The sequence below is a fragment of the Pseudomonas benzenivorans genome, assembly GCF_033547155.1.
Classification (GTDB): Bacteria; Pseudomonadota; Gammaproteobacteria; order Pseudomonadales; family Pseudomonadaceae; genus Aquipseudomonas; species Aquipseudomonas benzenivorans_B.
On the sequence record NZ_CP137892.1, the window covers coordinates 3,678,439 to 3,703,113 of the forward strand.

25 protein-coding genes are annotated in these 24,675 nt (G+C 69.8%); 16 read left to right on the forward strand and 9 right to left on the reverse strand.

Annotation, left to right across the window (positions count from 1 at the left end):
• Positions 1-57: 57 nt before the first annotated feature.
• Complete coding sequence (locus tag SBP02_RS16985) at positions 58-1,308, forward strand: MFS transporter (protein ID WP_318643541.1); 1,251 nt, start codon at positions 58-60, stop codon at positions 1,306-1,308.
• Between the two features lie 4 nt (positions 1,309-1,312).
• Here SBP02_RS16985 and SBP02_RS16990 read toward each other — a convergent pair whose 3' ends face one another.
• Positions 1,313-2,188, reverse strand: coding sequence for a LysR family transcriptional regulator (locus SBP02_RS16990; protein ID WP_318643542.1), 876 nt, complete (start codon positions 2,186-2,188; stop codon positions 1,313-1,315).
• Between the two features lie 107 nt (positions 2,189-2,295).
• On the opposite strand from SBP02_RS16990, the gene SBP02_RS16995 reads away from it, so the two are divergent.
• Positions 2,296-2,712: a DoxX family membrane protein gene (locus SBP02_RS16995; protein WP_318643543.1), complete on the forward strand. Its 417-nt coding sequence runs from the start codon at positions 2,296-2,298 to the stop codon at positions 2,710-2,712.
• A complete protein-coding gene (locus SBP02_RS17000) occupies positions 2,709-3,386 on the forward strand; it encodes a glutathione S-transferase family protein (RefSeq protein WP_318643544.1) in 678 nt (225 codons plus the stop codon). The genes SBP02_RS16995 and SBP02_RS17000 overlap by 4 nt, the downstream gene beginning before the upstream one ends.
• A gap of 29 nt (positions 3,387-3,415) precedes the next feature.
• Here SBP02_RS17000 and SBP02_RS17005 read toward each other — a convergent pair whose 3' ends face one another.
• On the reverse strand, positions 3,416-3,970 hold the full coding sequence (locus SBP02_RS17005; RefSeq protein WP_318643545.1) for a DJ-1 family glyoxalase III: 555 nt from the start codon (positions 3,968-3,970) through the stop codon (positions 3,416-3,418).
• Positions 3,971-4,153: 183 nt separating this feature from the next.
• Here SBP02_RS17005 and SBP02_RS17010 point away from each other — a divergent pair, with 183 nt between their 5' ends.
• Both SBP02_RS17010 and trmA read left to right on the forward strand, forming a co-directional pair.
• Entirely contained in the window at positions 4,154-5,446 is a 1,293-nt protein-coding gene (locus SBP02_RS17010) for an NCS2 family permease (protein WP_318643546.1), read from the forward strand.
• 77 nt (positions 5,447-5,523) lie between these two features.
• A complete protein-coding gene (gene trmA, locus SBP02_RS17015) occupies positions 5,524-6,612 on the forward strand; it encodes a tRNA (uridine(54)-C5)-methyltransferase TrmA (protein ID WP_318643547.1) in 1,089 nt (362 codons plus the stop codon).
• 4 nt (positions 6,613-6,616) lie between these two features.
• Here the strand turns inward: trmA and SBP02_RS17020 are convergent, their stop codons facing one another.
• Positions 6,617-7,003, reverse strand: a complete 387-nt coding sequence (locus SBP02_RS17020) for a DUF4345 family protein (protein WP_318643548.1) — start codon at positions 7,001-7,003, stop codon at positions 6,617-6,619.
• A gap of 133 nt (positions 7,004-7,136) precedes the next feature.
• Between SBP02_RS17020 and SBP02_RS17025 the strand changes: the two genes are divergently transcribed.
• The 7 genes from SBP02_RS17025 (at position 7,137) to SBP02_RS17055 (ending at position 13,903) form a co-directional block, all read left to right on the forward strand.
• Positions 7,137-7,571 carry a DUF411 domain-containing protein gene (locus SBP02_RS17025; protein WP_318643549.1) on the forward strand — a complete coding sequence of 145 codons (435 nt, stop codon included), beginning with the start codon at positions 7,137-7,139 and terminating at the stop codon, positions 7,569-7,571.
• Between the two features lie 105 nt (positions 7,572-7,676).
• Positions 7,677-8,597: an aldo/keto reductase gene (locus tag SBP02_RS17030; protein ID WP_318643550.1), complete on the forward strand. Its 921-nt coding sequence runs from the start codon at positions 7,677-7,679 to the stop codon at positions 8,595-8,597.
• A 25-nt stretch (positions 8,598-8,622) separates the two neighbouring features.
• Positions 8,623-9,915: an NTP/NDP exchange transporter gene (locus SBP02_RS17035; protein ID WP_318643551.1), complete on the forward strand. Its 1,293-nt coding sequence runs from the start codon at positions 8,623-8,625 to the stop codon at positions 9,913-9,915.
• A gap of 128 nt (positions 9,916-10,043) precedes the next feature.
• Positions 10,044-10,712 carry a TetR/AcrR family transcriptional regulator gene (locus SBP02_RS17040; RefSeq protein WP_318643552.1) on the forward strand — a complete coding sequence of 223 codons (669 nt, stop codon included), beginning with the start codon at positions 10,044-10,046 and terminating at the stop codon, positions 10,710-10,712.
• Positions 10,712-11,296 carry an IMPACT family protein gene (locus SBP02_RS17045; RefSeq protein WP_318643553.1) on the forward strand — a complete coding sequence of 195 codons (585 nt, stop codon included), beginning with the start codon at positions 10,712-10,714 and terminating at the stop codon, positions 11,294-11,296. The genes SBP02_RS17040 and SBP02_RS17045 overlap by 1 nt, the downstream gene beginning before the upstream one ends.
• A 134-nt stretch (positions 11,297-11,430) precedes the next feature.
• Positions 11,431-12,786: an 8-oxoguanine deaminase gene (locus tag SBP02_RS17050; protein ID WP_318643554.1), complete on the forward strand. Its 1,356-nt coding sequence runs from the start codon at positions 11,431-11,433 to the stop codon at positions 12,784-12,786.
• Between the two features lie 169 nt (positions 12,787-12,955).
• Positions 12,956-13,903 carry an adenosine deaminase gene (locus SBP02_RS17055; RefSeq protein ID WP_318643555.1) on the forward strand — a complete coding sequence of 316 codons (948 nt, stop codon included), beginning with the start codon at positions 12,956-12,958 and terminating at the stop codon, positions 13,901-13,903.
• Between the two features lie 4 nt (positions 13,904-13,907).
• Here SBP02_RS17055 and SBP02_RS17060 read toward each other — a convergent pair whose 3' ends face one another.
• From SBP02_RS17060 to SBP02_RS17080, 5 genes are all read right to left on the reverse strand, one after another.
• A complete protein-coding gene (locus SBP02_RS17060) occupies positions 13,908-14,387 on the reverse strand; it encodes a copper chaperone PCu(A)C (RefSeq protein WP_318643556.1) in 480 nt (159 codons plus the stop codon).
• A 69-nt stretch (positions 14,388-14,456) separates the two neighbouring features.
• Positions 14,457-15,833, reverse strand: a complete 1,377-nt coding sequence (locus SBP02_RS17065; RefSeq protein WP_318643557.1) for a PepSY-associated TM helix domain-containing protein — start codon at positions 15,831-15,833, stop codon at positions 14,457-14,459.
• 34 nt (positions 15,834-15,867) lie between these two features.
• Positions 15,868-17,922 (reverse strand): TonB-dependent receptor family protein, encoded by a 2,055-nt coding sequence (locus SBP02_RS17070; RefSeq protein ID WP_318643558.1) that lies wholly within the window; start codon positions 17,920-17,922, stop codon positions 15,868-15,870.
• Between the two features lie 137 nt (positions 17,923-18,059).
• Complete coding sequence (locus tag SBP02_RS17075; protein ID WP_318643559.1) at positions 18,060-18,446, reverse strand: DUF2946 domain-containing protein; 387 nt, start codon at positions 18,444-18,446, stop codon at positions 18,060-18,062.
• A gap of 81 nt (positions 18,447-18,527) precedes the next feature.
• Positions 18,528-19,445: a LysR family transcriptional regulator gene (locus tag SBP02_RS17080; protein ID WP_318643560.1), complete on the reverse strand. Its 918-nt coding sequence runs from the start codon at positions 19,443-19,445 to the stop codon at positions 18,528-18,530.
• Between the two features lie 107 nt (positions 19,446-19,552).
• Between SBP02_RS17080 and SBP02_RS17085 the strand changes: the two genes are divergently transcribed.
• The 4 genes from SBP02_RS17085 to SBP02_RS17100 all read left to right on the forward strand — a co-directional run bounded on the left by SBP02_RS17085 (position 19,553) and on the right by SBP02_RS17100 (position 23,425).
• Positions 19,553-19,846, forward strand: coding sequence for a putative quinol monooxygenase (locus SBP02_RS17085; protein WP_318643561.1), 294 nt, complete (start codon positions 19,553-19,555; stop codon positions 19,844-19,846).
• A 19-nt stretch (positions 19,847-19,865) separates the two neighbouring features.
• Entirely contained in the window at positions 19,866-20,882 is a 1,017-nt protein-coding gene (locus SBP02_RS17090; protein ID WP_318643562.1) for a zinc-binding alcohol dehydrogenase family protein, read from the forward strand.
• Positions 20,883-21,256: 374 nt separating this feature from the next.
• Positions 21,257-23,113, forward strand: coding sequence for a PAS domain S-box protein (locus tag SBP02_RS17095; protein WP_318643563.1), 1,857 nt, complete (start codon positions 21,257-21,259; stop codon positions 23,111-23,113).
• Positions 23,114-23,236: 123 nt separating this feature from the next.
• Positions 23,237-23,425, forward strand: a complete 189-nt coding sequence (locus tag SBP02_RS17100; protein WP_318643564.1) for a hypothetical protein — start codon at positions 23,237-23,239, stop codon at positions 23,423-23,425.
• On the opposite strand, the gene SBP02_RS17105 is transcribed toward SBP02_RS17100, so the two are convergent.
• Positions 23,422-24,606 (reverse strand): Bcr/CflA family multidrug efflux MFS transporter, encoded by a 1,185-nt coding sequence (locus tag SBP02_RS17105; protein WP_318643565.1) that lies wholly within the window; start codon positions 24,604-24,606, stop codon positions 23,422-23,424. The two genes, SBP02_RS17100 and SBP02_RS17105, sit on opposite strands and share 4 nt — an antisense overlap.
• Positions 24,607-24,675: the final 69 nt, after the last annotated feature.

Below are 24,675 nucleotides of genomic sequence, written 5' to 3' on the forward strand. Positions count from 1 at the left end.
GGCCCAGCCTGGCATGCTAGGCTGACAACCCTTCAGTAGCTAGCTAACTAAAATCCCATGTCGACCCACGGCACCCTGCTGCTGCGCCATCAACGCCCCTTCATCGCCTTCTGGCTGGCGCGGGTGTGCACCGCCAGCGGCTTCCAGATGCTCACCGTGGCCATCGGCTGGCATATGTACCAATTGACCGGCAACGTGCTCGACCTGGGCCTGGTGGGCCTGGTGGAATTCCTCCCACGGGTGCTGTTCATGCTGCACACCGGGCATGTCGCCGACCGCTACGACCGGCGCAAGGTCGCCGCGCTGTGCCAGGGGGGCCAGGCGCTGATCGCCCTGGCCCTGGTGCTGGGCAGCAGCAGTGGCGAGGTGACCCGCGAGCTGATCTTCGTCCTCGCCTTCCTTCTCGGCAGCGCCCGCGCCTTCGAGATGCCGGCGACCCAGGCGCTGCTGCCCAGCCTGGTGCCGGCGGCGCTGTTCCCCGCGGCGGTGGCCGCCTCGGCCTCGGCGATGCAGACCGCGACCATCGCCGCCCCGGCCCTCGGCGGCCTGCTGTTCGCCTTCGGCAGCCTGTGGGTGTACGCGCCGACCGCCCTGCTCTATGGGCTGGCCTGTGCCCTGATGCTCGGCCTGCCGCCGCGCCAGGAGCCGCTGCGCAAGGAGCGCGCCTCGCTGGAATCGCTGCTGGCCGGCATCCGCTATATCCGCAGCCGTCGCGACATCTTCGGCGCCATCTCCCTGGACCTGTTCGCCGTGCTGCTCGGCGGTGCCACGGCGCTGCTGCCGGTGTTCGCCAAGGACATCCTGCTCACCGGCCCCTGGGGCCTGGGCCTGCTGCGTTCGGCGCCGGCGGTGGGCGCGCTGCTGATGTCCTTCTGGCTGGCGCGCTTCCCCCTCGAGCGCAACGTCGGGCGGACCATGTTCAGCGCGGTGGCGGTGTTCGGCGTGGCCACCATCGCCTTCGGCCTGTCCACCTCCTTCTGGTTCAGCCTGGCGGTGCTGGTGGTGCTCGGCGCGGCGGACATGATCAGCATGGTCATCCGCGGCGCCTTCGTGCAGCTGCAGACCCCGGACACCATGCGCGGCCGGGTCAGCGCGGTGAACGGGCTGTTCATCGGCGCCTCCAACCAGCTCGGCGAGTTCGAGTCCGGGCTCACCGCCCACTGGTTCGGCACCGTGCCGGCGGTGGTCCTCGGCGGGGTCGGCACCCTGCTGGTGACCGGCGCCTGGATCAGGCTGTTCCCGGGTCTGGCCCGGCGCGACCGCCTGCAGGAGCCCGAGGAGGCCGACGCGACGACGCACCCGCGCTGAGGGCTCAGTGGCGCAGGCGCGGGTCGACGCTCAGCGCCTGGTAGAGAAACTCGCCGAGCGCGCGGATGCGCGCCACCCCGCGCAGATCCGGATGGGTCAGCACCCACACCTGGGTGTCCAGCGCCGGGTCGGCATCGGCCAGGCGCACCAGCTCGGCATGGGCCTCGGCCAGCGGGCAGAGCAGCAGGCCGACGCCCATGCCCAGGCGCACGCACTCGACCATGCCGACCAGGCTGTCGCTGCGCGCCACCACCTGCTCATCCGCCACCCGCGCCGCCAGCCAGGCGGCCTGCCGCAGGTGCGCCAGGCTCTCGTCGGGGCCGACCCACTGGTGTTCGCTCAACGGCAGGTTCGCCGGTCGACCGGCCAGGTAGGCGGACGAGGCATAGAGCGCGGTCTGGATGCGGCCGACGCAACGGCCGAGCAGGTTCTCCGGCGGCTGGTTGGTGCCGCGCACCGCCATGTCGGCCTCGCGCTGGGTCAGGCTGAGCATGCTGTTGTTGGTCACCAGCTGCAGCTGCACGCCCGGATGGGCCTGGCGAAACTGCGCCAGCAGCGGAGTCAGCAGGCTGGCGAACAGGGTGTCGGTGGAGGTCAGGCGAACGATGCCGCGAATCTGCAGATCCTGGCCCAGCAGCTGGCGTCCGGCCCGTTCGATCTGCTCGTCCACCCCGTCCAGCTGCGCGGCCAGCGCCTCGCCCGCCGCGGTCAGTTCATAGCCGCCGGGCAGGCGCTGGAACAGCGCCACGCCGAGTCGCTGCTCCAGGCGCTGCAGGCGTCGCAGCACGGTGCTGTGGTTGACCCGCAGGGCGCGCGCGGCCTGGCTGATCGAGCCGCCTTGGGCGACGGCGAGGAAGTACTGCAGGTCGCTCCAATCCATCAATGCAAATCCGCATAGGCGTTGTGCGGATATTGGGAATTTATCCGCCGAATTGCAAAGCATAGCCTGGGGTCAAGGCGCTACTGCCGACCGACAGGAGCTTGTCCATGCCCAGTCTCGCACTGCCCCGTTACCCCGCCGCCGCACGCCTGCTGCTGCGCGTCAGCCTGGCCGCCATGTGGATCAGCCACGGCCTGCTGCTCAAGCTGTTCACCTTCGGCGTCGCCGGGCTCGCGCAATGGCTGGCCGGCCAGGGGCTGCCGACGGCCCTGGCCCTGCCGCTGATCCTCGCGGAAAGCCTCGGCGGCCTGCTGATCCTGCTCGGCTTCCATGGCCGCTGGGTGTCCCTGGCGCTGCTGCCGATCCTGCTCGGCGCGCTGCTGATCCATGCGCCCAACGGCTGGGTCTTCAGCAACCCCGGCGGCGGCTGGGAATACCCGCTGTTCCTCGCCGCCATGTCCCTGGTCCACGTCCTGCTCGGCGACGGCCCGCTGGCCCTGAAAGCCGAAGGAGCCACCCCATGAACACCTCACTGGAACTGGTCAGCCACCCGCTGTGCCCCTACGTGCAACGGGCGGCCATCGTGCTGGCGGAGAAAGGCGTGGCCTTCAGCCGCCGCGACGTCGACCTGAGCGACAAGCCCGCCTGGTTCCTCGCCCTCTCCCCGCTGGGCAAGGTGCCGCTGCTGCGCAGCGAGCACGGCGTGCTGTTCGAGTCGGCGGTGATCGCCGAGTACCTCGACGAAACCCTGGCGCCGCGCCTGCACCCCGCCGACGCCTTCGAGCGCGCCCGTCACCGCGCCTGGATCGAGTTCGCCTCGGCCGTGCTCAACGACATCGCGCGCTTCTACAACGCCGCCGACGCGGAGCAGTTGGACGCCGGGCAGCAGGCCCTGCGCCGGCGCTTCGAGCAGCTGGAGGAAGAACTGGACGAAGGTCCCTGGTTCGCCGGCGAGCGCTTCTCCCTGGTGGACGCGGCCTTCGCCCCGGTCTTCCGCTACTGGCAGGTGTTCGAGCGCATCGCCGACTTCGCCACCTTCGCCGGCCTCGACAAGGTCGAACGCTGGCGCCAGGCATTGGCCGGGCGACCCTCGGTACAGGCGGCGGCGCCAGCGGACTACGCGCAGCGCCTGTGGCAGTTCATCGAGCGCCGCGACAGCCGGCTGTCCTGCCTGCTGAGGCGGACCACCGCCGCCTAGTCGAGCCGCCAACCGCCCCGCGCATGGGCCTAGTCGGCCAGCATGGCCTCGGCCACCTGCCGGCGGGTGCCCTTGCCGCGCAGCTGCTCGACCAGGCACAGGGCGAAGGCCAGGGCGGTACCGGGGCCCTGGCTGGTGATGCAGTTGCCGTCGACCACCACCGGCTCGTCGACGAAACTGCAGCCGGACAGGCGATCGCTGAAGGACGGGTAGCAGGTCATGCGCCGCTGGCGGAGCACGCCGAACGGCTGCAGGGCCATGGCCGGCGCCGCGCAGATGGCGGCGTAGAACTTGCCGGCCTTGGCCTGCTGGCGCACCCGCTCGGCCAGCGGCTCGTGCTCGCCCAGGCGCTGGGCGCCGGGCATGCCGCCGGGCAGCACGATCAGGTCGAACTCCTGGGCCAGCACGTCGACCAGCATGGCGTCGGCGGTCAGGCGCGTGCCGCGGGCGCAGGTGATCATCCGCCGGCCCTCGATGCTGGCCACCACCACCTCGATTTCGGCGCGGCGTAGCACGTCGATCAGGGTCACGCATTCGAGGTCCTCGACGCCATCGGCTACGGTGATTACGGCGCGTGTGCTCATGCTCTGCTCCTCGACTGGAAAGGCGATTGCACTGACCTTCCGGTCACAAATTCACCGGCTAAAGCCTAGCTGATATGATGCGCGCCTTTTCCAGATCGCCCGCAAAAACCGCCGCCCGTGCGCGGATGTGCTTTGCTTGCGGTCTGCACATCAACGGCGCCATCTGCGCCACAGGGAGACGCCATGCTGGAACGCCTATTCCAACTCAAAGCGCACAACACCACGGTGCGCACCGAGGTCCTCGCCGGTCTCACCACCTTCCTGACCATGGCCTACATCCTCTTCGTCAACCCGAGCATCCTCGCCGAAACCGGCATGGACCACGGCGCGGTGTTCGTCGCCACCTGCCTGGCGGCGGCCATCGGCTCGGCGATCATGGGCCTGCTGGCCAACTACCCGATCGCCCTGGCGCCGGGCATGGGACTGAACGCCTTCTTCACCTACACCGTGGTGCTGACCATGGGCTACAGCTGGCAGACCGCCCTGGGCGCGGTGTTCCTCTCCGGGGCGATCTTCTTCCTGCTGTCGATCTTCAAGATCCGCGAGTGGATCATCAACAGCATCCCCCTGGCCCTGCGCTCGGGCATCGCCGCCGGCATCGGCCTGTTCCTGGCGATCATCGCCCTGAAGAACGCCGGCATCGTCATCGATCACCCGGCCACCCTGGTCGGCCTCGGCGACCTCTCCCAGGGCGGCCCGCTGCTGGCCTGCCTGGGCTTCTTCATCATCGCCGCCCTGGCCTACCGCAAGGTCACCGGCGCGGTGATGATCGGCATCCTGGCGGTCACCGGCCTGTCCATCGCCCTGGGCCTGTCCCGGCTCGACGCCGTGGTGTCGATGCCGCCGGCACTGGCGCCGACCCTGATGCAACTGGACATCATGGGCGCCCTGGACATCGGCCTGCTCAGCGTGATCTTCGCCTTCCTCTTCGTCGACCTGTTCGACACCTCCGGCACCCTGATCGGCGTGGCCCAGCGCGCCAAGCTGCTGGACCAGGACGGCAAGATGCCCAAGCTCGGCCGCGCCCTGCTGGCCGACAGCAGCGCGACCATGGCCGGCGCGGCGCTGGGCACCAGCACCACCACCAGCTACATCGAGTCGGCGGCCGGCATCAGCGCCGGCGGACGCACCGGCCTGACCGCCTGCGTGGTCGCCCTGCTGTTCCTCCTCAGCCTGTTCTTCGCCCCCCTGGCCGGCGCCGTGCCGGCCTACGCCACGGCGCCGGCGCTGCTGTTCGTCGCGGTGCTGATGATGAGCAGCCTGGCGCAGATCGACTGGGACGACCTGACCGTCGCCGCGCCGGTGGCGGTGGCCGCCCTGGCCATGCCGCTGACCTTCTCCATCGCCAACGGCATCGCCTTCGGCTTCATCACCTGGACCCTGGTCAAGGTCCTGGCCGGCCGCTGGCGCGACCTCAACCCGGCGCTGGTGATACTCTCGGCGCTGTTCGTGATCAAGCTGGGCTTCTTCGCCTGACACCGCCCAGCAAGTCCTCCAGGAGCGGGCCCGTCCCGCTCCTGTTCGTTTCAGCCGTAGAACCTGTCGAGTAGTCCATGAGCCGTCCCCAGTTCGATCCCGCCACCTATGCCGCCCAGCTCGAGGCCAAGAAGCAGCGCCTGATCGAGCTGCTGGCGCCGTTCGCCGCCCCTGCGCCCGAGGTCTTCGACTCGCCCCGCGAGCATTACCGCCTGCGTGCCGAGTTCCGCCTGTGGCGCGAGGGCGAGGATCGCCACTACGCCATGTTCGAGGCCGGCGACAAGCACGCGCCCATCCTGCTGGACGACTTCCCCATCGCCAGCGCGCGGATCAACGAGCTGATGCCGCGCCTGAAGGCGGCCTGGCAGGCCAGCAAGGCGCTGGGCTTCAAGCTGTTCCAGGTCGAATTCCTCACCACCCTGGCCGGCGATGCGCTGATCACCCTGTGCTACCACCGGCCGCTGGACGCGGCCTGGCAGGCCGAGGCCGAGAAACTGGCGGCCGAGCTGGGCGTCAGCCTGGTCGGCCGCTCGCGGGGCAAGCGCATCGTCGTCGGCAAGGACTATGTGGAGGAAGAACTCGAGGTGGCTGGCCGGCGCTTCCGCTATCGCCAGCCCGAAGGCGCCTTCACCCAGCCCAACGGCGAGGTCTGCCAGAAGATGCTCGGCTGGGCCTTCGAGGCGCTCGGCGAGCGCGACGACGACCTGCTGGAGCTGTACTGCGGCAACGGCAACTTCACCCTGCCCCTGGCCACCCGGGTGCGCAAGGTGCTGGCCACCGAGATCAGCAAGAGCTCGGTGAACGCCGCCCTGGCCAACCTGGAAGGCAACGGCATCGACAACGTGACCCTGGTGCGCCTGTCCGCCGAGGAACTGACCCAGGCGCTCAACGAGGTGCGGCCGTTCCGCCGCCTGGCCGATGTCGACCTCAAGGGCTACGCCTTCGGCAGCGTGTTCGTCGACCCGCCGCGCGCCGGCATGGACCCGGACACCTGCGAGCTGACCCGGCGCTTCCAGCGCATCCTCTACATCTCCTGCAACCCCGAGACCCTGGCCGCCAACATCGCCCAGCTCGACGACACCCACAAGGTGACCCGCTGCGCGCTGTTCGACCAATTCCCCTACACCCACCACATGGAAGCGGGGGTGCTGCTGGAACGGCGCTGAGGCGCTAGAGTCGGTTCAGGCCGCGCAGCGCCCAGAAGGCCAGCCCGGCCGAGACCACTTCCAGCAGCAACGCCGCCAGGTTGAAGGTCTGCTGGGCACCGCCGTCCAGCCACAGGCCGCCGATGCGCGCCAGGGCCAGGGCGCTGTACAGCAGCACCAGCAGGGTCAGCGCGCCGCGGATCAGCTCCAGGCGCGCCAGGGCCAGCAGCAGATAGGCCGCCAGGCCGAGTTGCAGGCCGCCATAGTAGGCGCGCACATCGGTGGCCGCGGCGGGTGCCAGCAACAGCATGCCGCTGAGGTTGGCCATTTCGTGGGGCCGGATGAAATAGGCCAGGCCGAGGCCGCCCAGGGCCAGGATTTGCACCACCAAGATCACGCGCGCCAACCGCATCGACAGCCCCCATCTCATGGCTTGATGCCAGCAGCATAGGTCCTGCCCGGCATATCCGGAAACAGCCGGCGGCTGGGGTCGACGCGGCGGCGGCGTTATCCTTGCGCATCGACCCTGTACGGAGCCTGCCACAATGCGCCGAGCCCTACTGCTTGCCGGGCTGTTCGCCGGTCTGGCCCAGGCCGCCGAGCCCCTGACCATCGATGTGCACCGCGACCCCAACTGCGGCTGCTGCAAGGCCTGGATCGGCCACCTGCAAGCCAACGGCTTCGCGGTCGTCGACCATGTCGAGACCGATATGGCCGCGGTCAAGCGCCGCCTGGGCGTGCCGCCGCGCCTGTCGTCCTGCCACACCGGGGTGATCGACGGCCAGTTCGTCGAGGGCCATGTACCGGCGGCCGACATCCTCAAGCTGCGCCAGCGCCCCGACCTGCTCGGCGCCGCCGTGCCCGGCATGCCGACCGGCTCGCCCGGCATGGAGCGCGGCAATGTCCGCGACGCCTACCAGGTGATAGGCCTGGATGCTCGCGGGGAGGAGCAGGTGCTGAGCGACTACCCGGGTAACTGAAGGGGCAGCGCCACACCACGGAGACTATGCTCCTAGCTTGAGGCGTGCGCGCTCCCGCTGGGTTGGCGCCTGCGCCGGCCCCGTCCAGCGCGTCCCGGAGGCCCCATGCCCAGCCGCCGTCAGTTCATCCAGCGCGGCGCCCGTCTGCTCGGCCTCGCCGCCACCCTGCCCCTGCTGCCACGCACCTTCGCCCAGGAGCCCGGCAGCCTGCTGCAGCGGACGATTCCCGCCAGCGGCGAGGCGCTGCCGGCCATAGGCCTGGGCACCTCGCGGACCTTCCACGTGCGCCTCGACGACGCCAGCCTCGCGCCCCTGGAGCAGGTGATGGGCACCTTTATCGAGGGAGGCGGCCGCCTGATCGACACCGCGCCCAGCTACGGCAACGCCGAGGCCGTCACCGGCGCCCTGCTGCGGCGCACCGGCAGCCAGGCCCGGGCCTTTCTTGCCAGCAAGGTCTCGGCCCATGGCCGCGAACGCGGCCTGGCGCAGTTTGCGGCCAGCCTGCGCGCCCTGCAGAGCGAGCGGATCGACCTGATGCAGGTGCACAACCTGCAGGACACCCACACCCAGCTGGCCCTGTTGCGCGAACTCAAGGCCGAGGGCAAGGTGCGCTACATCGGCATCACCCACTACCGCGAGGCGGCCCACGACGACCTGCTGGCGGTACTGGCCAAGGAGCCGGTGGACTTCGTCCAGCTCAACTATTCGGTGGCCGAGCGCAACGCCGAGCGGCGCCTGCTGCCCTATTGCGCCGACCGCGGCATCGCCACCCTGATCAACCGGCCCTTCGCCCGCGGCCAGCTGTTCCAGCGGGTGCGCGGCCGGCCGCTGCCGGACTGGGCGGCGGACGTCGACGCCGACTCCTGGGCCCAGCTGCTGCTCAAGTTCATCCTCGCCCATCCGGCGGTGACCGTGGCCATCCCCGCCACCTCCAAGGCCCACTACATGGCCGACAACCTCGGCGCGGGCCGGGGCCGCCTGCCGGACGCGGCGCTGCGCGAGCGGATCGCCCGGGCCTTCGCCTGAGCTCGGGGCGCACCTCGGAGGTGCCATGACGCCCGCCCAGCGCCTGGCCGCCAGCATCAATGCCGAACCGGCCGAGTTGCGCGCGGCCCTGAGCGGCTTCGCCCTGCTGTTCTGCCTGTTCAGCGGCTACTTCATGCTCAGGCCGATCCGCGAGGCCATGGGCATCCGCGGTGGCGTGGAGAACCTGCAGTGGTTGTTCAGCGCCACCTTCGTGCTCATGCTGCTGGCCGTCCCGCTGTTCGCCTGGCTCAATTCCAGGGTGCCGCGTTCGCGCTATGTCGACTGGGTGTACAGCCTGTTCGTCCTCAACCTGCTGGCCTTCGCCGCGGCCTTCGCCCAAGGCGACTCGGTGTGGCTGGCGCGGCTGTTCTACGTATGGCTGTCGGTCTACAACCTGTTCGTGGTGTCGGTGGCCTGGAGCCTGATGGCCGACGTGTTCGATGCCGCCCAGGCGCGCCGCCTGTTCGCCTTCATCGCCGCCGGAGCCAGCAGCGGCGGCCTGGCGGGCCCGGCACTGGGCACCCTGCTGATAGGCTCCATCGGCCATGCCGGGCTGCTGCTCTGCGCCGCCGGGCTGCTGGGCGGCGCGCTGGCAGGCAAGCGCCAGCTGATGGCCTGGCGCGCGGTCGGCGGCGCCGGCCGCCCCGGCGCGCCGCCCAGCGAGCACCCGCGCGAACCGGTGCCGGGCAACCCCTTCAGCGGCATCGGCCGGGTGCTGACCTCGCCCTACCTGCTGGGCATCGCCGCCTTCGTCGTTCTGCTGGCCAGCGCCAGCACCTTCCTCTACTTCGAACAGGCGCGCCTGGTGCAGCAGACCTTCCCCGACCCGATCCAGCAAGTACGGGTGTTCGGCCTGCTCGACTTCGCCGTGCAGGCGCTGTCGTTGCTGGCCCAGTTGTTCGTCACCGGGCGGGTCGCGCAGAAGCTCGGCCTGCGCGCGCTGCTGGCCGGGGTGCCGCTGCTGGTGTGCCTGGGCTTCCTCGGCCTGGCCCTGGCGCCGACCTTCGCCATGCTGGCGGCCCTGATGATCCTGCGCCGGGTCGGCGAGTACGCCTTCGTCCGCCCCGGCCGGGAGATGCTCTTCGCCCCGCTCGACGCCCACAGCCAGTACAAGGCCAAGAACGTCATCGACACCCTGGTCTATCGCGGCGGCGACGCCCTCAGCGCCTGGCTCAAGGCGCTGCTCGACGGCCTGGCCCAGGGCACGCTGGTCGCCGCCCTGGTCGGCGCCGTGCTGGCCGCCGTCTGGGCGGCGCTGGGCTGGTACCTGGGCGGACGCCGCGAGCCGTCCGCCCCCGGCCAGGGCCAGGACCCATGAGCGTCGCCGGTTCTGATCGCGACATCTCCATATCCACTGCCGCTTTTTCCGCCGCCGCGCTTGTCACTCTCGACCCCTCTGGGTTATCAGTGCACTGCCCCCGCTCCATGCACACTCCGGTATCGCCTATGACCCTTGCAGTACCCGCGCACAGCGCCAATCCCGCCGACAAGCCCGCCGGGCGCATCCGCCAGAAGAACGAGGAGGCGATCCTCGCCGCCGCCGAGGAGGAGTTCGCCCGTCACGGCTTCAAGGGCACCAGCATGAACACCATCGCCCAGACCGTCGGCCTGCCCAAGGCCAACCTGCACTACTACTTCAGCAGCAAGCTGGGGCTGTACCTGGCGGTGCTGAGCAACATCCTCGAGCTGTGGGACAGCACCTTCAACAGCCTCACCGTCGAGGACGACCCGGCCGAGGCCCTGGACCGCTACATCCGCGCCAAGCTGGAGTTTTCCCGCCGCTACCCCAAGGCCTCGCGGATCTTCGCCATGGAGGTGATCAGCGGCGGCGAGTGCCTGTCGGCCTACTTCGATCAGGACTACCGCGCCTGGTTTCGCGGCCGCGCCGCGGTGTTCGAGACCTGGATCGCCGCCGGCAAGATGGACCCGATCGACCCGGTGCACCTGATCTTCCTGCTGTGGGGCAGCACCCAGCACTACGCCGACTTCGCCTCGCAGATCTGCCGGGTCACCGGCCGCTCGCGCCTGACCAAGCAGGACTTCGCCGAGGCCGCCGACAATCTGGTGCGCATCATCCTCAAGGGCTGCGGCCTCACCCCGCCCGCGACCGCCTGATGGCCTTCACCCTGCTCGCGCCTTGCGAATACCGCGAGGAGATCCGCAAGAGCCGCTTTATCGCCCTGGCCGCCCCGGTGACCAGCGCGGCCGAGGCCCAGGCCTTCATCGCCGGCGCCAGCGACCCCGGCGCCACGCACAACTGCTGGGCCTGGAAGGTCGGTGCGCAGTACCGCTTCAACGACGACGGCGAGCCCGGCGGCACCGCCGGTCGGCCGATCCTCGCCGCCATCGAGGGCCAGGCCTTTGACCAGGTGGCGGTGCTGGTGATCCGCTGGTACGGCGGCATCCAGCTCGGCACCGGCGGCCTGGCCCGCGCCTACGGCGGCAGCGCCAGCAAGTGCCTGCAGGGCGGCCAGCGGGTGGAGCTGGTGGCGCTGAGCCGCTGCCGCTTCCACTGCGCCTTCGCCGAGCTGCCGCTGCTCAAGGCGCGCCTGGGCGAGCTGCAGGCGCAGCTGGAGGAAGAACGCTTCGACGCCAGCGGCGCCGAGCTGCAACTGGCCCTGCCCGCGGCGCGGCTCGACGAGCTGCAGCAGTGGCTGGCCGGCCTCAGCCGCGGGCGCATCGAGCTGCGGCGCCTGTAGCAAGGCGACGGCCGGGGTTGATCCTGACCCTTCGGACAGGTATCGTCGCCCCACGTCGTCCGACGCACCTGGATCAGCAGACAGGGTCAACACTGAGCTGGCTAACCTGAACTCAACCTCAGAGGAGCCTGCTCATGGCAGCCACCCGCATCTGGATCAAGACCCCCCTCGCCGTCTTCACCGCCAACGACCAATCCGCCGCCGGTGGCCTGGTGGTCGAGAACGGCCGCATCGCCGAACTGCTCGGCGCCGGGCAACAGCCCGCAGCCCCCTGCAGCCAAGTCTTCGATGCCCGCGAGCACGTGGTGCTGCCGGGGCTGATCAACACCCACCACCACTTCTACCAGACCCTCACCCGCGCCTGGGCGCCGGTGGTCAACCAGCCGCTGTTCCCCTGGCTCAAGACCCTCTATCCGGTGTGGGCGCGGCTGACCCCCGAGCAGCTGGCCCTGGCGACCCAGGTGGCCCTGGCCGAGCTGCTGCTGTCCGGTTGCAGCACGGCGGCCGACCACCACTACCTGTTCCCCGGCGGCCTGGAAAACGCCATCGACGTGCAGGTCGGGGTGGTACGCGAGCTGGGCATGCGCGCGATGCTGACCCGCGGCTCCATGAGCCTGGGCGAGGCCGACGGCGGCCTGCCGCCGCAGCAGACGGTGCAGCAGGGCGAGGTGATTCTCGCCGACAGCCAGCGCCTGATCGGCCAGTACCACGAGCGCGGCGCCGGCGCCCGGGTGCAGATCGCCCTGGCACCCTGCTCGCCCTTCTCGGTGACCCCGGACATCATGCGCGCCAGCGCCGAGCTGGCGGACAAGCTCGACGTGCGCCTGCACACCCACCTGGCCGAGACCCTGGACGAGGAGGACTTCTGCCTGCAGCGCTTCGGCCAGCGCACCGTGGACTACCTGGACAGCGTCGGCTGGCTCGGCCCGCGCACCTGGCTGGCCCACGGCATCCACTTCAACCCCGAGGAAATCGCCCGCCTGGGCGCCGCCGGCACCGGCATCAGCCACTGCCCCAGCTCGAACATGCGCCTGGCCTCGGGCATCTGTCCGACCCTCGACCTGCAGGCCGCCGGCGCGCCCATCGGCCTCGGCGTGGACGGCTCGGCCTCCAATGACGCCTCCAACCTGATCCTCGAGGCGCGCCAGGCCCTGTACCTGCAGCGCCTGCGTTACGGCGCCGAGCGGGTCACCCCCGAACTGGCCCTGGGCTGGGCCAGCAAGGGCTCGGCCCGGCTGCTGGGGCGCGACGACATCGGCGAGCTGGCGGTGGGCAAGCAGGCCGACCTGGCGCTGTTCAAGCTGGACGAGCTGCGCTTCTCCGGCAGTCACGATCCGCTCGCGGCCGTGCTGCTGTGCGGCGCCGACCGCGCCGACCGGATGATGATCGGCGGCACCTGGCGGGTCATCGACGGCCAGGTCGAGGGCCTGGACCTGGCCAAGCTGATCGCCGACCACCGCCAGGCGGCCCGGGCGCTGATCGCCGGCTGAACCCAGGCTGGGTTGAGCCGGCGCAGCCCGTCGCACAGGTGCAGGCGTCATGGGTAGCGCTGCGCTCGGCCCGTCCTGCGCAACGATCGCCGCGGTGCCGGGAGATTCTGCCCCGAAGGTCAGGTTAAACTGCGGCCAACTCCGGCCCACCCGACACGAGGCTCACCCCATGCACGACTGGCTCAATGCCCTGCCCAAGGCCGAACTGCACCTGCACCTGGAAGGCTCCCTGGAGCCCGAGCTGCTGTTCGCCCTGGCCGAACGCAACAAGATCGAACTGCCCTGGCCCGACGTCGAGACCCTGCGCGGCGCCTATGCCTTCAACAACCTGCAGGAGTTCCTCGACCTCTACTACCGGGGCGCCGACGTGCTGCGCACGGAACAGGACTTCTACGACCTGACCTGGGCCTACCTGCAACGGTGCAAGGCGCAGGGCGTGGTGCACACCGAGCCCTTCTTCGACCCGCAGACCCACACCGACCGCGGCATCCCCTTCGAGGTGGTGCTCGGCGGCATTCGCCAGGCACTCGAGGACGGCGAGCGGCAGCTGGGCATCAGCTCGGGGCTGATCCTCAGCTTCCTGCGCCACCTGTCCGAGGAGGAGGCCTTCGAGACCCTGGAGCAGGCCCGGCCGTTTCGCGACGCCTTTATCGCCGTGGGCCTGGACAGCTCGGAAATGGGCCACCCGCCGAGCAAGTTCCAGCGGGTGTTCGCCAAGGCGCGCAGCGAGGGCTACCTGTGCGTCGCCCACGCCGGCGAGGAGGGCCCGCCCGAGTACATCTGGGAGGCCCTGGACCTGCTGAAGATCCAGCGCATCGACCACGGCGTACGGGCCATCGAGGACGAGCGGCTGATGCAGCGACTCATCGACGAGCAGATTCCCCTGACCGTCTGCCCGCTGTCCAACGTCAAGCTGCGGGTGTTCGAGCACATGGGCCAGCACAACATCCTGACGATGCTCGAGCGCGGGGTGAAGGTGACGGTCAACTCGGACGACCCGGCCTACTTCGGCGGCTACGTCGGGGAGAACTTCGCCGCCCTGCACGAGCACCTGGGCATGACCGAGGAACAAGCCCAGCGCCTGGCGCAGAACAGCCTGGACGCGCGCCTGGTCTAGTCCCTCAGTGCGAGTGCGCCTGCGGCTCGGCGGCCGGCGCGGGGGCATCCTTGTGCACCGCCACCTCCAGCTCGACCGCACCGGCCTTCTCGAAGGTCAGGGTCAGGGGGAAGCGCTCGCCGTCCCTGGCCTGTTGCTGCAGGTCGAACAGCATCACGTGATAGCCCATGGGCTCGAACCTGACCTCGCCGCCGGCCGGAACCTCCACGCTCTGCACCCGCTGCATCTTCATCACCCCGTCGGCGCGCACGTGCTCGTGCATCTCCGCCTTGCCGGCCACCGGGGTCTGCACGGCGAGCAGGCGGTCGGCCTGGGCGCCCTGGTTGTGCACCACGAAGTAGGCCGCGGCGGTCGGCGCCACCGGCGGCATCTCCCGCGACCAGGGGTGTTCGATGTGCAGGTCGCCGGCGCTGTACTCGTGGGCGCCGGCCAGCAGGCTGGTGCCGAGCAGGGTGGCCAGCAGTAGGGCTTTTTTCATGGGCATGGTGGTTCTCCTTGGGGTGGTCAACGAAGTGTGCGAGGTATGACAACGAGCGTGCGCGCCGGCCATGGCTCAGCCCTCCTGCAGGCGGGAGGCGGCGCCCTGGCGCGAGAATAGCAAGCGGTCCAGGCCCCAGATCAGCAGCAGGGACGCGCCCACCAGGGGGAAGGCGGCGCCGAGCAGGAGCATGATGACGATCGCGGTTTTCCAGCGTGGCAGGTCGTGACGCAGCGGCGGCACGCCGAAGCGGCCCTGGGGACGGCGCTGCCACCACATGACCAGGCCGCTGACGGCGCTGAGCAGCACCAGCAGGCAGACGCCCAGCATCAGTAACTGGTTGGCCAGGCCGAACAGCTTGCCCTCGTGCAGCATCACCCCGGTTTCCACCGTGCGCGCCACCGGGCCGTAGTCCTTCCAGCGCACGTCGGCGAGCACCGCGCCGCTGTACTGATCGAGGTGCAGGGTGGCGTCGTTGCGCGGGTCGTCGGCGAACAGGGCGATGCTGTACACCCCGGTCTCGCCCCAGGGCAGGGTGATGCTGTAACCCGGCTGCACGCCGCGCTCCGCGGCGGTGTCGACCACCCGCTGCAGGCCGACCTGCCCCTGGGTAGAGGCCGCCATTCCCGTGGCCTGCCCCTTGTGCCCGGCATGGGGGTCGGAGGCCGGCAGCGGCGTGGTCTCCACCGCCCAGGCCACGGTCTGCCGGTTGGCGCTGTTGAGGCTGCGCGCCTGCAGGCCGGATTGGGGCACCGCGTCCCACATGGCCGCCGGGAAGTGGTTCCAGGCACCGGCGAATTGCGCGCCCCAGAAACCGGTCCAGGTCATGCCGGTCAGCAGCATGAACAACAGCAGCAGCGCGCCCCAGAAGCCGCTGACCGCATGCAGGTCGCGCCAGAACAGGCGCCCGCGACTGGCCAGGCGCGGCCACAGCCCCCCGGCGCCGGAGCTGCCGCGCGGCCACCAGAGGTACAGGCCGGACACCAGCAGGACGATGCCCCAGCCGGCGGCCAGCTCGATCAGCCGGTCGCCCAGCGTACCTATCATCAACTCGCCGTGCAGCCGCCGGGCGATGGCCTGCAGGGTGCCCTGGGCATCCTGGCTGCCGAGCAGCGTGCCGCGATAGGGGTCGACGAACAGGTTGAGCTGCAGCCCGCCCTGGTCGAGCACGAACTGCGCGCTGCGCCCTTCGCCCGCCGGCGGCAGGTACTGCCTGATCGTCGCCTGGGGGTAGGCCTGGCGCACCAACGCCAGTTGCCGGTCGGCGTCCAGACGCTGCTCCGCCACCGGCACCTGCAGCAGCTCGGGATACATCAACTGATCCAGCTGCGGCTTGAACAGGTAGACGATCCCGGTCAGCGACAGCAGGATCAGGAAGGGGATGACGAACAGCCCGGCGTAGAAATGCCAGCGCCAGGCCAGGTTGTAGAAGGACGGGGTAGGCTGTTTCATGACGCGACTCCTTCGACTGTCACTCGACGGCGGCTCATAGCCGCCACTCCAGGCCGGCGTACAGGGCGCGGCCGTCACCGGGGAGGAACTGCGCGCTGTCCTGACCGCGGGCATCGGCGATCACCCCGGTGGTGGCGGCATAGGTCTTGTCCGCGAGGTTGCGGCCCTCGACGAAGAAGCCCAGGCCGTCTGCAGGCCGGTAGCCGCCCTTCAGCCCCCAGATGGCGTAGCCCTCGGCGTACAGGGTTTCGGCCTGGTCGACGTTGTAGTGGGTCGGCACCCACTCGAGGGTCGGCCCGGCGTACCAACCGCCCTGCTGCCACAGCGCCTCGCCCTTGAGGAACTGGCGCGGGATGCCGGCCAGGCGGTTGTCGCCGTAGACCGGGTCGTTGTCGAAACGGAAATCGTTGAACAGGTACTGGCCACGCAGCACGAGCTGGCCGAGGCGCAGGGCGCCGCCCAGCTCGATGCCCTGGTGCAGGGTGCGCGCGGCGTTGACCGTGCCCTGGGGGTTGCCGGCGGCATCGTTGAGCGACAGCAGCTCGTCACGGATCTCGCTGCGATACAGCGCCAGGTCCAGATCGAAGCTGTCGCGCGACCAACGCAGGCCCGTCTCCAGGGTATCGGCCCGCTGCGCCTCGTTCTGGCTCAGCACCTGGCCGCCGGTCAGCTCGCTGAAGGTCGGTGGCTCGAAGCTCTGACTGAGGTTGACGAACAGCTGCACGTCCTCGGCCAGGTCATGGCGCAGGCCGATACGTCCGGTGCGGCCGACATAGGTCTGCTGGAACGACTCGTCCTGGGCCAGGCAGAAACCCGGGACGAAAGCGTTGCACCGCAGGCGATCGTCGACGTCGCGCTCCTGATGCAACCAGGCCAGGCCGCCGAGCAACGCCCAGCGCTCGGCCAGGGGCACTTCCAGCTCGGCGAAGGCATTGAGGTTGCGCGCGGTCTGGTGCAACTCGTTGACCTTGCGCCCCTTGTGCCCGCCGACATTCTGGTAGCGCGAGTCCCAGCTGCGCCCCTGGCTGGCCTCGACGCCGCCGGCCCAGCGCCAGCCGTCGTCGCTGCGCCACTGGTGCGCCAGGCGCAGGCCGTAGTCCGCGCTGTCGATATCCAGCACCTGGAAGATCGGGTGGAACAACGACTTCTCGCTGTAGAAGCTGGACAGCGTCAGGCTGTGCCCGCCCTCGAGTTGCAGGCTGGTGATGTTGCCCAGGCGGTTGAGGTCGAAGTCGCGCCTCTGGTCGCCACTGCGGCTGCTGGCCGAGGCCTGCTGCGGATCGCGGCGCAGCTGCGCCTTGGTCAGGTTGCCCGGCAGCTCGGAGTCGGTCTGCACATGGGTCAGGTAGAAGCGGGTCGACAGACGCTCGTTAATCCGCCCACCGAGGTTGGCGAAATAGCGCTGGCTGTCCTGCCGGGCGTGATCGCGAAAGCCGTCCTGGGCGTAGTCGCCGAGGCTGACGAAGCCGTCCCAGTCGCCGAAGTCCTGGGCGAAGGCGCCGTACAGGCGCCGGTAACCGAAACTGCCCCCTTCGGCCCGCAGGCTGGCCGGTGGGGCCGTCTTGCCGGTGGGGCTGACGAAGTTGAGCGCCCCACCGAGGTTGGCCGCGCCATAACGCCAGGCGTTGGCGCCCCGCAGCACCTCGATGTGCTCGGCGGCCAGCGGCTCTATGGTCTGGAAATCGAAACTGCCGTCGGCCAGGTTGACCGGCGCGCCGTCCTGCAGCAGCAACAGGCCGCGACCGTGGAAGGTACGCTGCAGGCCCGAGCCGCGAATCGACAGGCGCGCCTCCTCGGCGCCGAAGCGCGGCTGGATGAACACCCCGGTGGCCATGCCCAGGGCGTCCTGCAGGGTGCTGCTGCGCCCGCTCTTGTAGGTCTCGGCATCGACCACCGCGGCGCCGCCGGGAATACGGGCGAAAGCGGCACGCTTCTCGGCGATGGTGGGGGCGGTGGGGTCGGGCTGCTGCCGGCCGATGACGCTGCTGTCCTGCAGCTGCACCGGCTCGGCCAGGGCCGCGCCGGCCAGGCCGAGCCAGGCCGGGCCGATGCTCAGTGCCAGCAGGCTGAGGCTGGATAGATGACGCATGGGTGTCTCCCCTTGTTGCACGCGTGCCGCCAGCGCCCGGCCACGCCCAGGGACGCGGCAGACGCGCTCGGCAATAGATCGCTCGAATGTCGTTATGGGTCGACCGCGGCGCCTGGGCGCGACGGTTCAGAGCGGGCTCAGGCGAGCCAGGGGGAGGCGCGGGGGTTGGCCGAGGGCCAGAGATAGCGCAGCGGACGCGGCGCGAACGAGGACGGCGCGAAGCGCTGGCCGGCGGCGCCGAGCAACCCGAGCAGGCCGAAGAAGGCCGCCAGGATCAGGGCGCCGAAGGTGGAGCAGAGGGAACAACCCGAGCCCGTGGCCGGGTTGACCGGGGCGATGCCGGAACCGGTCAGGTCGGCGCCGGCACCGAAGTTGCCCTCGAAGGAGCAGTACTGCGCATCCAGGCCGCTGAGCTGCAGGCCGGCCATCTGGCCGTGGCCGATGCTGCAGGCGAACGCGCCGAACAGAACTCCGAAATAGAGTATCCAGGCGATCAGCGAGCGGTCGGTACGGGCCAGTTTCATGGGGCGCGACTCTAGCAGTTGGCGGCATCACGACAAAGCGGCGAGACGTGGCCGATTGCCGCAGTGCGTTTGCCAACAAGCCTAGGTCGACCAAGGCGCCCTGGCCAGCAATTCGGCGCAACGCGCCTGGACGAACTCGCGCAACAGGAGCACCGGCTTGCTCAACTGCGCACGGTGGGCGCAGATCAGGTTGAGCGGTGTGGCCTCGCCCCGCCACCGCGGCAGCAACACCTTGAGCCGCCCGGCCTGCACGTCGCCGGCCACATCCAGCCAGGACTTGTACACCAGGCCGCAGCCGGCCACCGCCCAGCGGCGCACCACGTCGGCATCGTCGCTGCTGCGGTCGCCCGCCACCGTCAGGCTCTGCTCGCGGCGGCCGTCGGAGAAGCGCCAGCGCTCATGCAAGCGACCGCCGAGCATGTACAACAGGCAGTTGTGCCGGGCCAGTTCCTCCAACCCCTGCGGCTCGCCGTGGCGTGCCAGGTAGTCCGGGGACGCGCAGAGCACCCGACGGTTGTCCGCGGCGAGCGGCAGAGCCACCAGGCTGGAGTCCTCCGGCGCGCCGTAGCGCAGGGCGATATCCACCGGCTCGCGGAACAGGTCGCTGACCCGGTCGCCGAGTTGCAGGCGCAACTGCAGGCGCGGATGGACCCGCTGGAACTCGTCGAGCCAGGGCAGCAGGGTGTTGCGACCGAAATCCGAGGGGGCCGAGAGCTGCAGCGGCCCGCTGATCTCGGCCTTGCTGCCGGCCAGCTGCTGGCACCCCAGCTCCAGGCTCTGCAGGGCCTGGCGGGCATGTTCGAGGAACAGCTCGCCCTCCGCGGTCAGGCGCAGGCTGCGGGTGGAGCGCACGAACAGACGCACCTGCAGCTGCTGCTCCAGGCGCTTGAGCGCGGCGCTGGCCACCGCCGGGGAGGTGTCCAGCAGGCGGGCGGCGGCGGACAGGCTGCCGCTCTGCGCCGTACGCACGAACAGCTGCAGGTCATCGAAACGCAGCATGGGCGCCCCATTTTCAAAGGAATATTGAAACAGACTCTACTTATCCGCCGTTTTTCTCGCCAGCCAAATAATCGAACATGGTCACCGTCCTACACCGGAACCCTGCCATGCCCGCCCCGCTCACCCTTGTCGCCACCATCAGCGTCCAAGACGGCCAGGCCGACACCGTCGAGGCGGGCCTGCGCCTGCTGGTCGCGGTCAGCCGCACCGAAGCCGGCTGCCTGCAGTACGACCTGCATCGCCATCGCGACAATCCGCGGGTGTTCGTGATGCTCGAGCAATGGCAAGACGCCGCTGCACTGGCCGCCCACCAGCGCAGTGCGCATTACCTGGCCTTCACCAGCCACTACGGTCAGTGGCTGCAGAACGTCGACCTGCAACTCATGCAACGCATCGCCTGAGCCCTTCAGAGGAGCCCCCATGAAAGCCATCGCCTATTACCAGTCCCTGCCCGCCGAACAGACCGAGTCGCTGCAGGACGTGCGGCTGCCCGAGCCCAAGCCGGGCCCCCACGACCTGCTGGTGGAGGTCCGGGCCATCTCGGTCAACCCGGTGGACACCAAGATCCGCAGCCATGTCGCGCCGCAGGACGGCGAGGCCAAGGTGCTCGGTTGGGACGCCAGCGGCGTCGTCCGGGCGGTCGGCCGCGAAGTGACGCTGTTCCAACCGGGCGAGCGGGTGTTCTACGCCGGCGCCATCGACCGCGCCGGGGCCAACAGCGAGCTGCATCTGGTGGACGAGCGGATCGTCGGCCACATGCCGAAGAGCCTGGGTTTTGCCGAGGCCGCCGCCCTGCCGCTGACCGCGATCACCGCCTGGGAGCTGCTGTTCGAGCGCCTGCAGATCGTCGAGGGCAAGGCCGACCTGGGCCAGAGCCTGCTGATCGTCGGCGCCGCCGGCGGGGTCGGCTCGATCCTCACCCAGCTGGCGCGCCGGCTCACCGGGCTGACGGTGATCGGCACGGCCTCGCGCCCGGAGACCCAGGCCTGGGTCCGCGAACTCGGTGCCCATCATGTGATCGACCACAGCAAGCCGCTGAGCGAGGAGCTGGCGCGCATCGGCGTGCCCCAGGTCAGCCATGTCGCCAGCCTGACCCACACCGACCAGCACTACGCGCAACTGGTCGAGGTCCTGGCGCCCCAGGGCCGCCTGGCGCTGATCGACGACCCGGCGCAGCCGCTGGACATCATGCCGCTCAAGCGCAAGAGCCTGTCGCTGCACTGGGAGCTGATGTTCACCCGCTCGCTGTTCCAGACCCTCGACATGATCGAGCAGCACCGCCTGCTGGAACGGGTCGCCGAACTGATCGACGCCGGCGTGCTGAAGACCACCCTCGGCGAACACTTCGGGCGCATCGACGCGGCCAATCTACGCCGCGCCCATGTCCTGCTGGAGAGCGGCAAGGCCCGCGGCAAGATCGTCCTCGAGGGTTTCTGAGTCCTGGCATGGCCCCGCCAGGGGCCATGCGCGCCCACGGCCTGGCGGGCGTGCCCAATCGCTCGCGCGGCCCCGCCACCCCGCGGCTCCCGCCCCAAGCTGTCGCCCCCAGCGCGCCACTGCCGGCATGCTGGACACCCCGCTTATTGGCCTGGCGCCACCGGCGTAGGTTGCGCCAGTTCAACTATCTGCAACTGAGACGCATCGCCCAGGGCAATTGCTTCGCGGTCCTGCTATCTTGACGTCCGGTTGCGGTGCCCGGCGCCTTCCTCCCCGCGCTCGGTCCTCCCCCAGCTCGACTGCAATCAGCTCCGTGCAGCTGTTTGGCACAGCCCGGCACGCGCCCGCGAACATCCTATTTATCGGTGGTAAGGATGCGACCCGAACGATTCACCCCGCTGCGCCTGGCCGGCCTCTACGCCCTGTCCGGCGCCCTCTGGATACTGTCCAGCGACGCCCTCCTGGCCGCCACGGTCTCCGACTCCGTGCTGAGCGCACGCCTGCAGACGCTCAAGGACCTGACCTTCGTCCTGGGCAGCGGCCTGTTGATCTTCTTCCTCGTCCGCCGCAACCGTCAGGAACAGGGGCAGTTGCGGAGGGCCCTGACGCACCAGTCGCGGCAACTGCAACAGGCCCGCCGCGATGCCGCCCTGGGTAGCTGGGAATACCACGGACAGTTTCACTGGAGCCCCGAGGCGCTGCAGCTGCTGGGACGCGACGCCGGTAACGCCGCCAGCAGCCTCGAACAGCTGCTCGGCTGGCTCCATCCCGCCGAACGCCAGGCCGTGCAACGCGCCGTTCAGGCGCTCCTCGTGCAGCACCAGGCACTGAGCATCGGCGCGCGCCTGCACCAGCCGCACCGGCGGCAGGTTACCTGGCTGATGCTGCGCGGCGAGGTCGACGCCGACGGCCAGATCTTCGGCACCCTGCAGGACATCAGCGCCCAGAAGCGCGACGAAGCGGCGCTGCGCGAAAGCGAGCAGCGCTTTCGCCAGCTGTTCGAGCAGACCCCGCGTCTCGCCGTGCAGGGGTACGACCGCGAGCGCCGGGTGGTCTACTGGAACGCCGCCAGCACCCAGCTCTACGGCTACAGCGTGCAGGAGGCGATCGGCAAGCGCCTGGAGGACCTGATCGTACCGCTGCCGGCACGCAACCAGGTGGCCAGCGCCCTCAACCACTGGCTACTCGGCGGGCCGCCGCCCCAGGCCGGGGAAATGCCGCTGCAGCGCAAGGACGGCAGCACGGTATGGGTCTACTCCAGCCGTTCGCTGCGGCTCGACAGCCGCGACCAGCCGGAGCTCTACTGCATCGATATCGACATCAGCGAACACAAGCGCCTGGATGAGCGACTGCGCGCCAGCGAAGCCAGTTACCGCGGACTGGTCGAGCAGCTGGCCGAGGTGATTGTCGCGACCGATGCCGACGGCCACCTGGACTTCCTCAACCCGGCCTGGGAACAGCTCAGCGGCTATATCGGCTACGAAAGCCTCGGGCGCCCCCTGGCACGCTTCTTCGAGAGCGCGGACGCCGCCCGCCTGAGCGAGCAGATAAGCGCCGTCGCCCAGGGCGAACAGGCCGCCCTGCGCGGCGACTACCGCCTGCTGACCCGCCACGGGCAGCTACGCTGGGTCGAGCTGCAACTTCGCCGCCGGGCGGACAACCGCCTCAGCGGCAGCCTGCGCGACAACCACGAGCACCATCTCAAGCAACAGTTGCAACAGGCCCGCAGCGCGCTGCTCGAAGCCCTGTTCGAGCGCCGACCGCTGGCCCGGATACTCGAGGATCTGTGCCGCCACCTGCAGACGTTGAACCCGCCGATGCGCGTATCGATCATGCTGCAGGACCACCAGCGACGTCTGCATCTCGCCGCCGCCCCCGACCTGTCCGCGGCCTATCGCGCGGCCATAGACGGCATGCCGGCCGAACTCGAGGTCGGCTGCTGCGGCCACGCCGCGTGCAGCGGCGAACTGCTGATCGCCGAGAACCTCGCCAGCCACCCCTACTGGCGCGACTACCGAACCGCAGCAGGCGCCGCCGGGCTGCATGCCTGCTGGTCGCTGCCGTTCAAGGATGAACAGGGCCGGGTCATCGGTACCCTGGCCACCTACTACGACCGGCCCAAGCGGCCCAGCACCGCGGACATCACCCTGGCCAGCGACTTCGCCCAGCTGGCCGGACTGGCGGCCCAGCACAGTCCCACCGAGCCGTCGCTGACTGTTTCAGATCAGTAAATACGTCACGTTTTTCGCCTAGAATCGATTTCCGGCATCCCCGCACCACGCCCCGCCCCAAAGGCGTCAGGCTGCCGCCATGCCCTTGTCGCTCACAACGAACCGTCCAGGTTGAAGTCGCCGATGAACGTCCAGATCCAGCAAGTGCATACCCCTCAAGGACTCCGCTGGCAGGTCACCCTCGACCAGCATGTGGTGACCTTTGCCCACGAGGCCGAAGCCCGCCAGTTTTTCACCACCCTGCAAGCCCGCCTGCAAGCCCCCCACAGTTTGCCCGCGCAAGAGCAATACCTGGTGACCGAAGCGCACTAGGACGGTCTGGCGCGACGCTCGACCCGGTAAGTCAGGCGCGAAGCCAGGGTGGCCAGCACGCCGCAGCCGCAGATCACCGCCGCCATCGGCCAGGCCGTGCCATCGTGCAGCGCACCGACCAGGGCCGCCGCACTGGCGGCAATGGCGAACTGCAGGCTGCCGAGCAGCGCAGAAGCACTGCCGGCATGCCGCCCCTGGCCGGCCATGGCGCAGGCCGTGGCGTTGGGCAGCAGCACGCCGAGGCTGGCGATGCAGCCGAACAGCGGGAGCAACAGCGGCCACAGCGCCGGCGGCTGGGCCATGGCGAGGCTCAGCAACGCCAGGCCGCAGCCCAGATAGAACCACACCAGCCGCCGCAGCCAGTGGCCCGGGCCGTGGCGCGCCACCAGCCAGGCATTCACTTGCGCCGCGAGGATGAAGCCCGCCGCATTGCTGCCGAACAGCCAGCCGTAATGCGCGGGGGCCACTCCGTACAGCTCGATGAAGACGAAGGGCGAGCCGGCGATATAGGCGAACATCCCGGCGATCGACAAGCCGCCGGTCAGGGCGTGGCCGATAAAGGGGCGATCGCCCAGCAGCCGGCGGTACTCGCCCAGGGCACCGCGCAGGGGCGCCGGCGCGGCCTCCCGGCTCAGGGTCTCCGGCAGCCACAGGGCCACCGCCAGCAGGCAGAGCGCGGCGAACAACGCCAGGCAGACGAAGATCGACTGCCAACCCAGGCTGCCGAGCAGCAGGCCGCCGGCCAGCGGCGCGAGGATCGGCGCGATGCCCATCACCAGCATCAGCTGGGAAAACACCTTGGCCGAGGCGATCGGATCGCACAGGTCGCGCACCACCGCCCGGGTCACCACCATGCCGGCACAACCGCCCAGGGCCTGGACGAAGCGCGCGACGATCAACCACTCCAGGCTCGTCGCCAGGGCACAGGCCAGCGATGCCAGGGCGAACAGCAAAACGCCGACCAGCAGCGGCGGACGCCGACCGAAGCGATCGGCCAGGGGGCCATAGATCAGCTGACCGATGGCCAGGCCGACGAAGTAGACGGCCAAGGACAGCTGCACGTGCTCGACGTCGCTGGCGAAGGCGTGCGCCATGGCCGGGAAGGCCGGCAGGTAGAAGTCGATGGCCAGAGGGCCGAAGGCGCTCAAGGCGCCGAGGATCAACAGCAGGCGTAATGGCATGGGGGTCCGGATAGGTAATGGCAGAGGCTGGGGCCGGCAGCGCGGGCGGGCTACGGCGCACCCGCGCCT

What these genes read in the sequence shown, in the direction of transcription:
- SBP02_RS16985 (WP_318643541.1), top strand. Translation starts at nt 58, where the DNA reads ATGTCGACCCACGGCACCCTGCTGCTGCGCCATCAACGCCCCTTCATC.
- SBP02_RS16990 (WP_318643542.1), bottom strand. Translation starts at nt 2,188, where the DNA reads ATGGATTGGAGCGACCTGCAGTACTTCCTCGCCGTCGCCCAAGGCGGC.
- SBP02_RS16995 (WP_318643543.1), top strand. Translation starts at nt 2,296, where the DNA reads ATGCCCAGTCTCGCACTGCCCCGTTACCCCGCCGCCGCACGCCTGCTG.
- SBP02_RS17000 (WP_318643544.1), top strand. Translation starts at nt 2,709, where the DNA reads ATGAACACCTCACTGGAACTGGTCAGCCACCCGCTGTGCCCCTACGTG.
- SBP02_RS17005 (WP_318643545.1), bottom strand. Translation starts at nt 3,970, where the DNA reads ATGAGCACACGCGCCGTAATCACCGTAGCCGATGGCGTCGAGGACCTC.
- SBP02_RS17010 (WP_318643546.1), top strand. Translation starts at nt 4,154, where the DNA reads ATGCTGGAACGCCTATTCCAACTCAAAGCGCACAACACCACGGTGCGC.
- trmA (WP_318643547.1), top strand. Translation starts at nt 5,524, where the DNA reads ATGAGCCGTCCCCAGTTCGATCCCGCCACCTATGCCGCCCAGCTCGAG.
- SBP02_RS17020 (WP_318643548.1), bottom strand. Translation starts at nt 7,003, where the DNA reads ATGCGGTTGGCGCGCGTGATCTTGGTGGTGCAAATCCTGGCCCTGGGC.
- SBP02_RS17025 (WP_318643549.1), top strand. Translation starts at nt 7,137, where the DNA reads ATGCGCCGAGCCCTACTGCTTGCCGGGCTGTTCGCCGGTCTGGCCCAG.
- SBP02_RS17030 (WP_318643550.1), top strand. Translation starts at nt 7,677, where the DNA reads ATGCCCAGCCGCCGTCAGTTCATCCAGCGCGGCGCCCGTCTGCTCGGC.
- SBP02_RS17035 (WP_318643551.1), top strand. Translation starts at nt 8,623, where the DNA reads ATGACGCCCGCCCAGCGCCTGGCCGCCAGCATCAATGCCGAACCGGCC.
- SBP02_RS17040 (WP_318643552.1), top strand. Translation starts at nt 10,044, where the DNA reads ATGACCCTTGCAGTACCCGCGCACAGCGCCAATCCCGCCGACAAGCCC.
- SBP02_RS17045 (WP_318643553.1), top strand. Translation starts at nt 10,712, where the DNA reads ATGGCCTTCACCCTGCTCGCGCCTTGCGAATACCGCGAGGAGATCCGC.
- SBP02_RS17050 (WP_318643554.1), top strand. Translation starts at nt 11,431, where the DNA reads ATGGCAGCCACCCGCATCTGGATCAAGACCCCCCTCGCCGTCTTCACC.
- SBP02_RS17055 (WP_318643555.1), top strand. Translation starts at nt 12,956, where the DNA reads ATGCACGACTGGCTCAATGCCCTGCCCAAGGCCGAACTGCACCTGCAC.
- SBP02_RS17060 (WP_318643556.1), bottom strand. Translation starts at nt 14,387, where the DNA reads ATGCCCATGAAAAAAGCCCTACTGCTGGCCACCCTGCTCGGCACCAGC.
- SBP02_RS17065 (WP_318643557.1), bottom strand. Translation starts at nt 15,833, where the DNA reads ATGAAACAGCCTACCCCGTCCTTCTACAACCTGGCCTGGCGCTGGCAT.
- SBP02_RS17070 (WP_318643558.1), bottom strand. Translation starts at nt 17,922, where the DNA reads ATGCGTCATCTATCCAGCCTCAGCCTGCTGGCACTGAGCATCGGCCCG.
- SBP02_RS17075 (WP_318643559.1), bottom strand. Translation starts at nt 18,446, where the DNA reads ATGAAACTGGCCCGTACCGACCGCTCGCTGATCGCCTGGATACTCTAT.
- SBP02_RS17080 (WP_318643560.1), bottom strand. Translation starts at nt 19,445, where the DNA reads ATGCTGCGTTTCGATGACCTGCAGCTGTTCGTGCGTACGGCGCAGAGC.
- SBP02_RS17085 (WP_318643561.1), top strand. Translation starts at nt 19,553, where the DNA reads ATGCCCGCCCCGCTCACCCTTGTCGCCACCATCAGCGTCCAAGACGGC.
- SBP02_RS17090 (WP_318643562.1), top strand. Translation starts at nt 19,866, where the DNA reads ATGAAAGCCATCGCCTATTACCAGTCCCTGCCCGCCGAACAGACCGAG.
- SBP02_RS17095 (WP_318643563.1), top strand. Translation starts at nt 21,257, where the DNA reads ATGCGACCCGAACGATTCACCCCGCTGCGCCTGGCCGGCCTCTACGCC.
- SBP02_RS17100 (WP_318643564.1), top strand. Translation starts at nt 23,237, where the DNA reads ATGAACGTCCAGATCCAGCAAGTGCATACCCCTCAAGGACTCCGCTGG.
- SBP02_RS17105 (WP_318643565.1), bottom strand. Translation starts at nt 24,606, where the DNA reads ATGCCATTACGCCTGCTGTTGATCCTCGGCGCCTTGAGCGCCTTCGGC.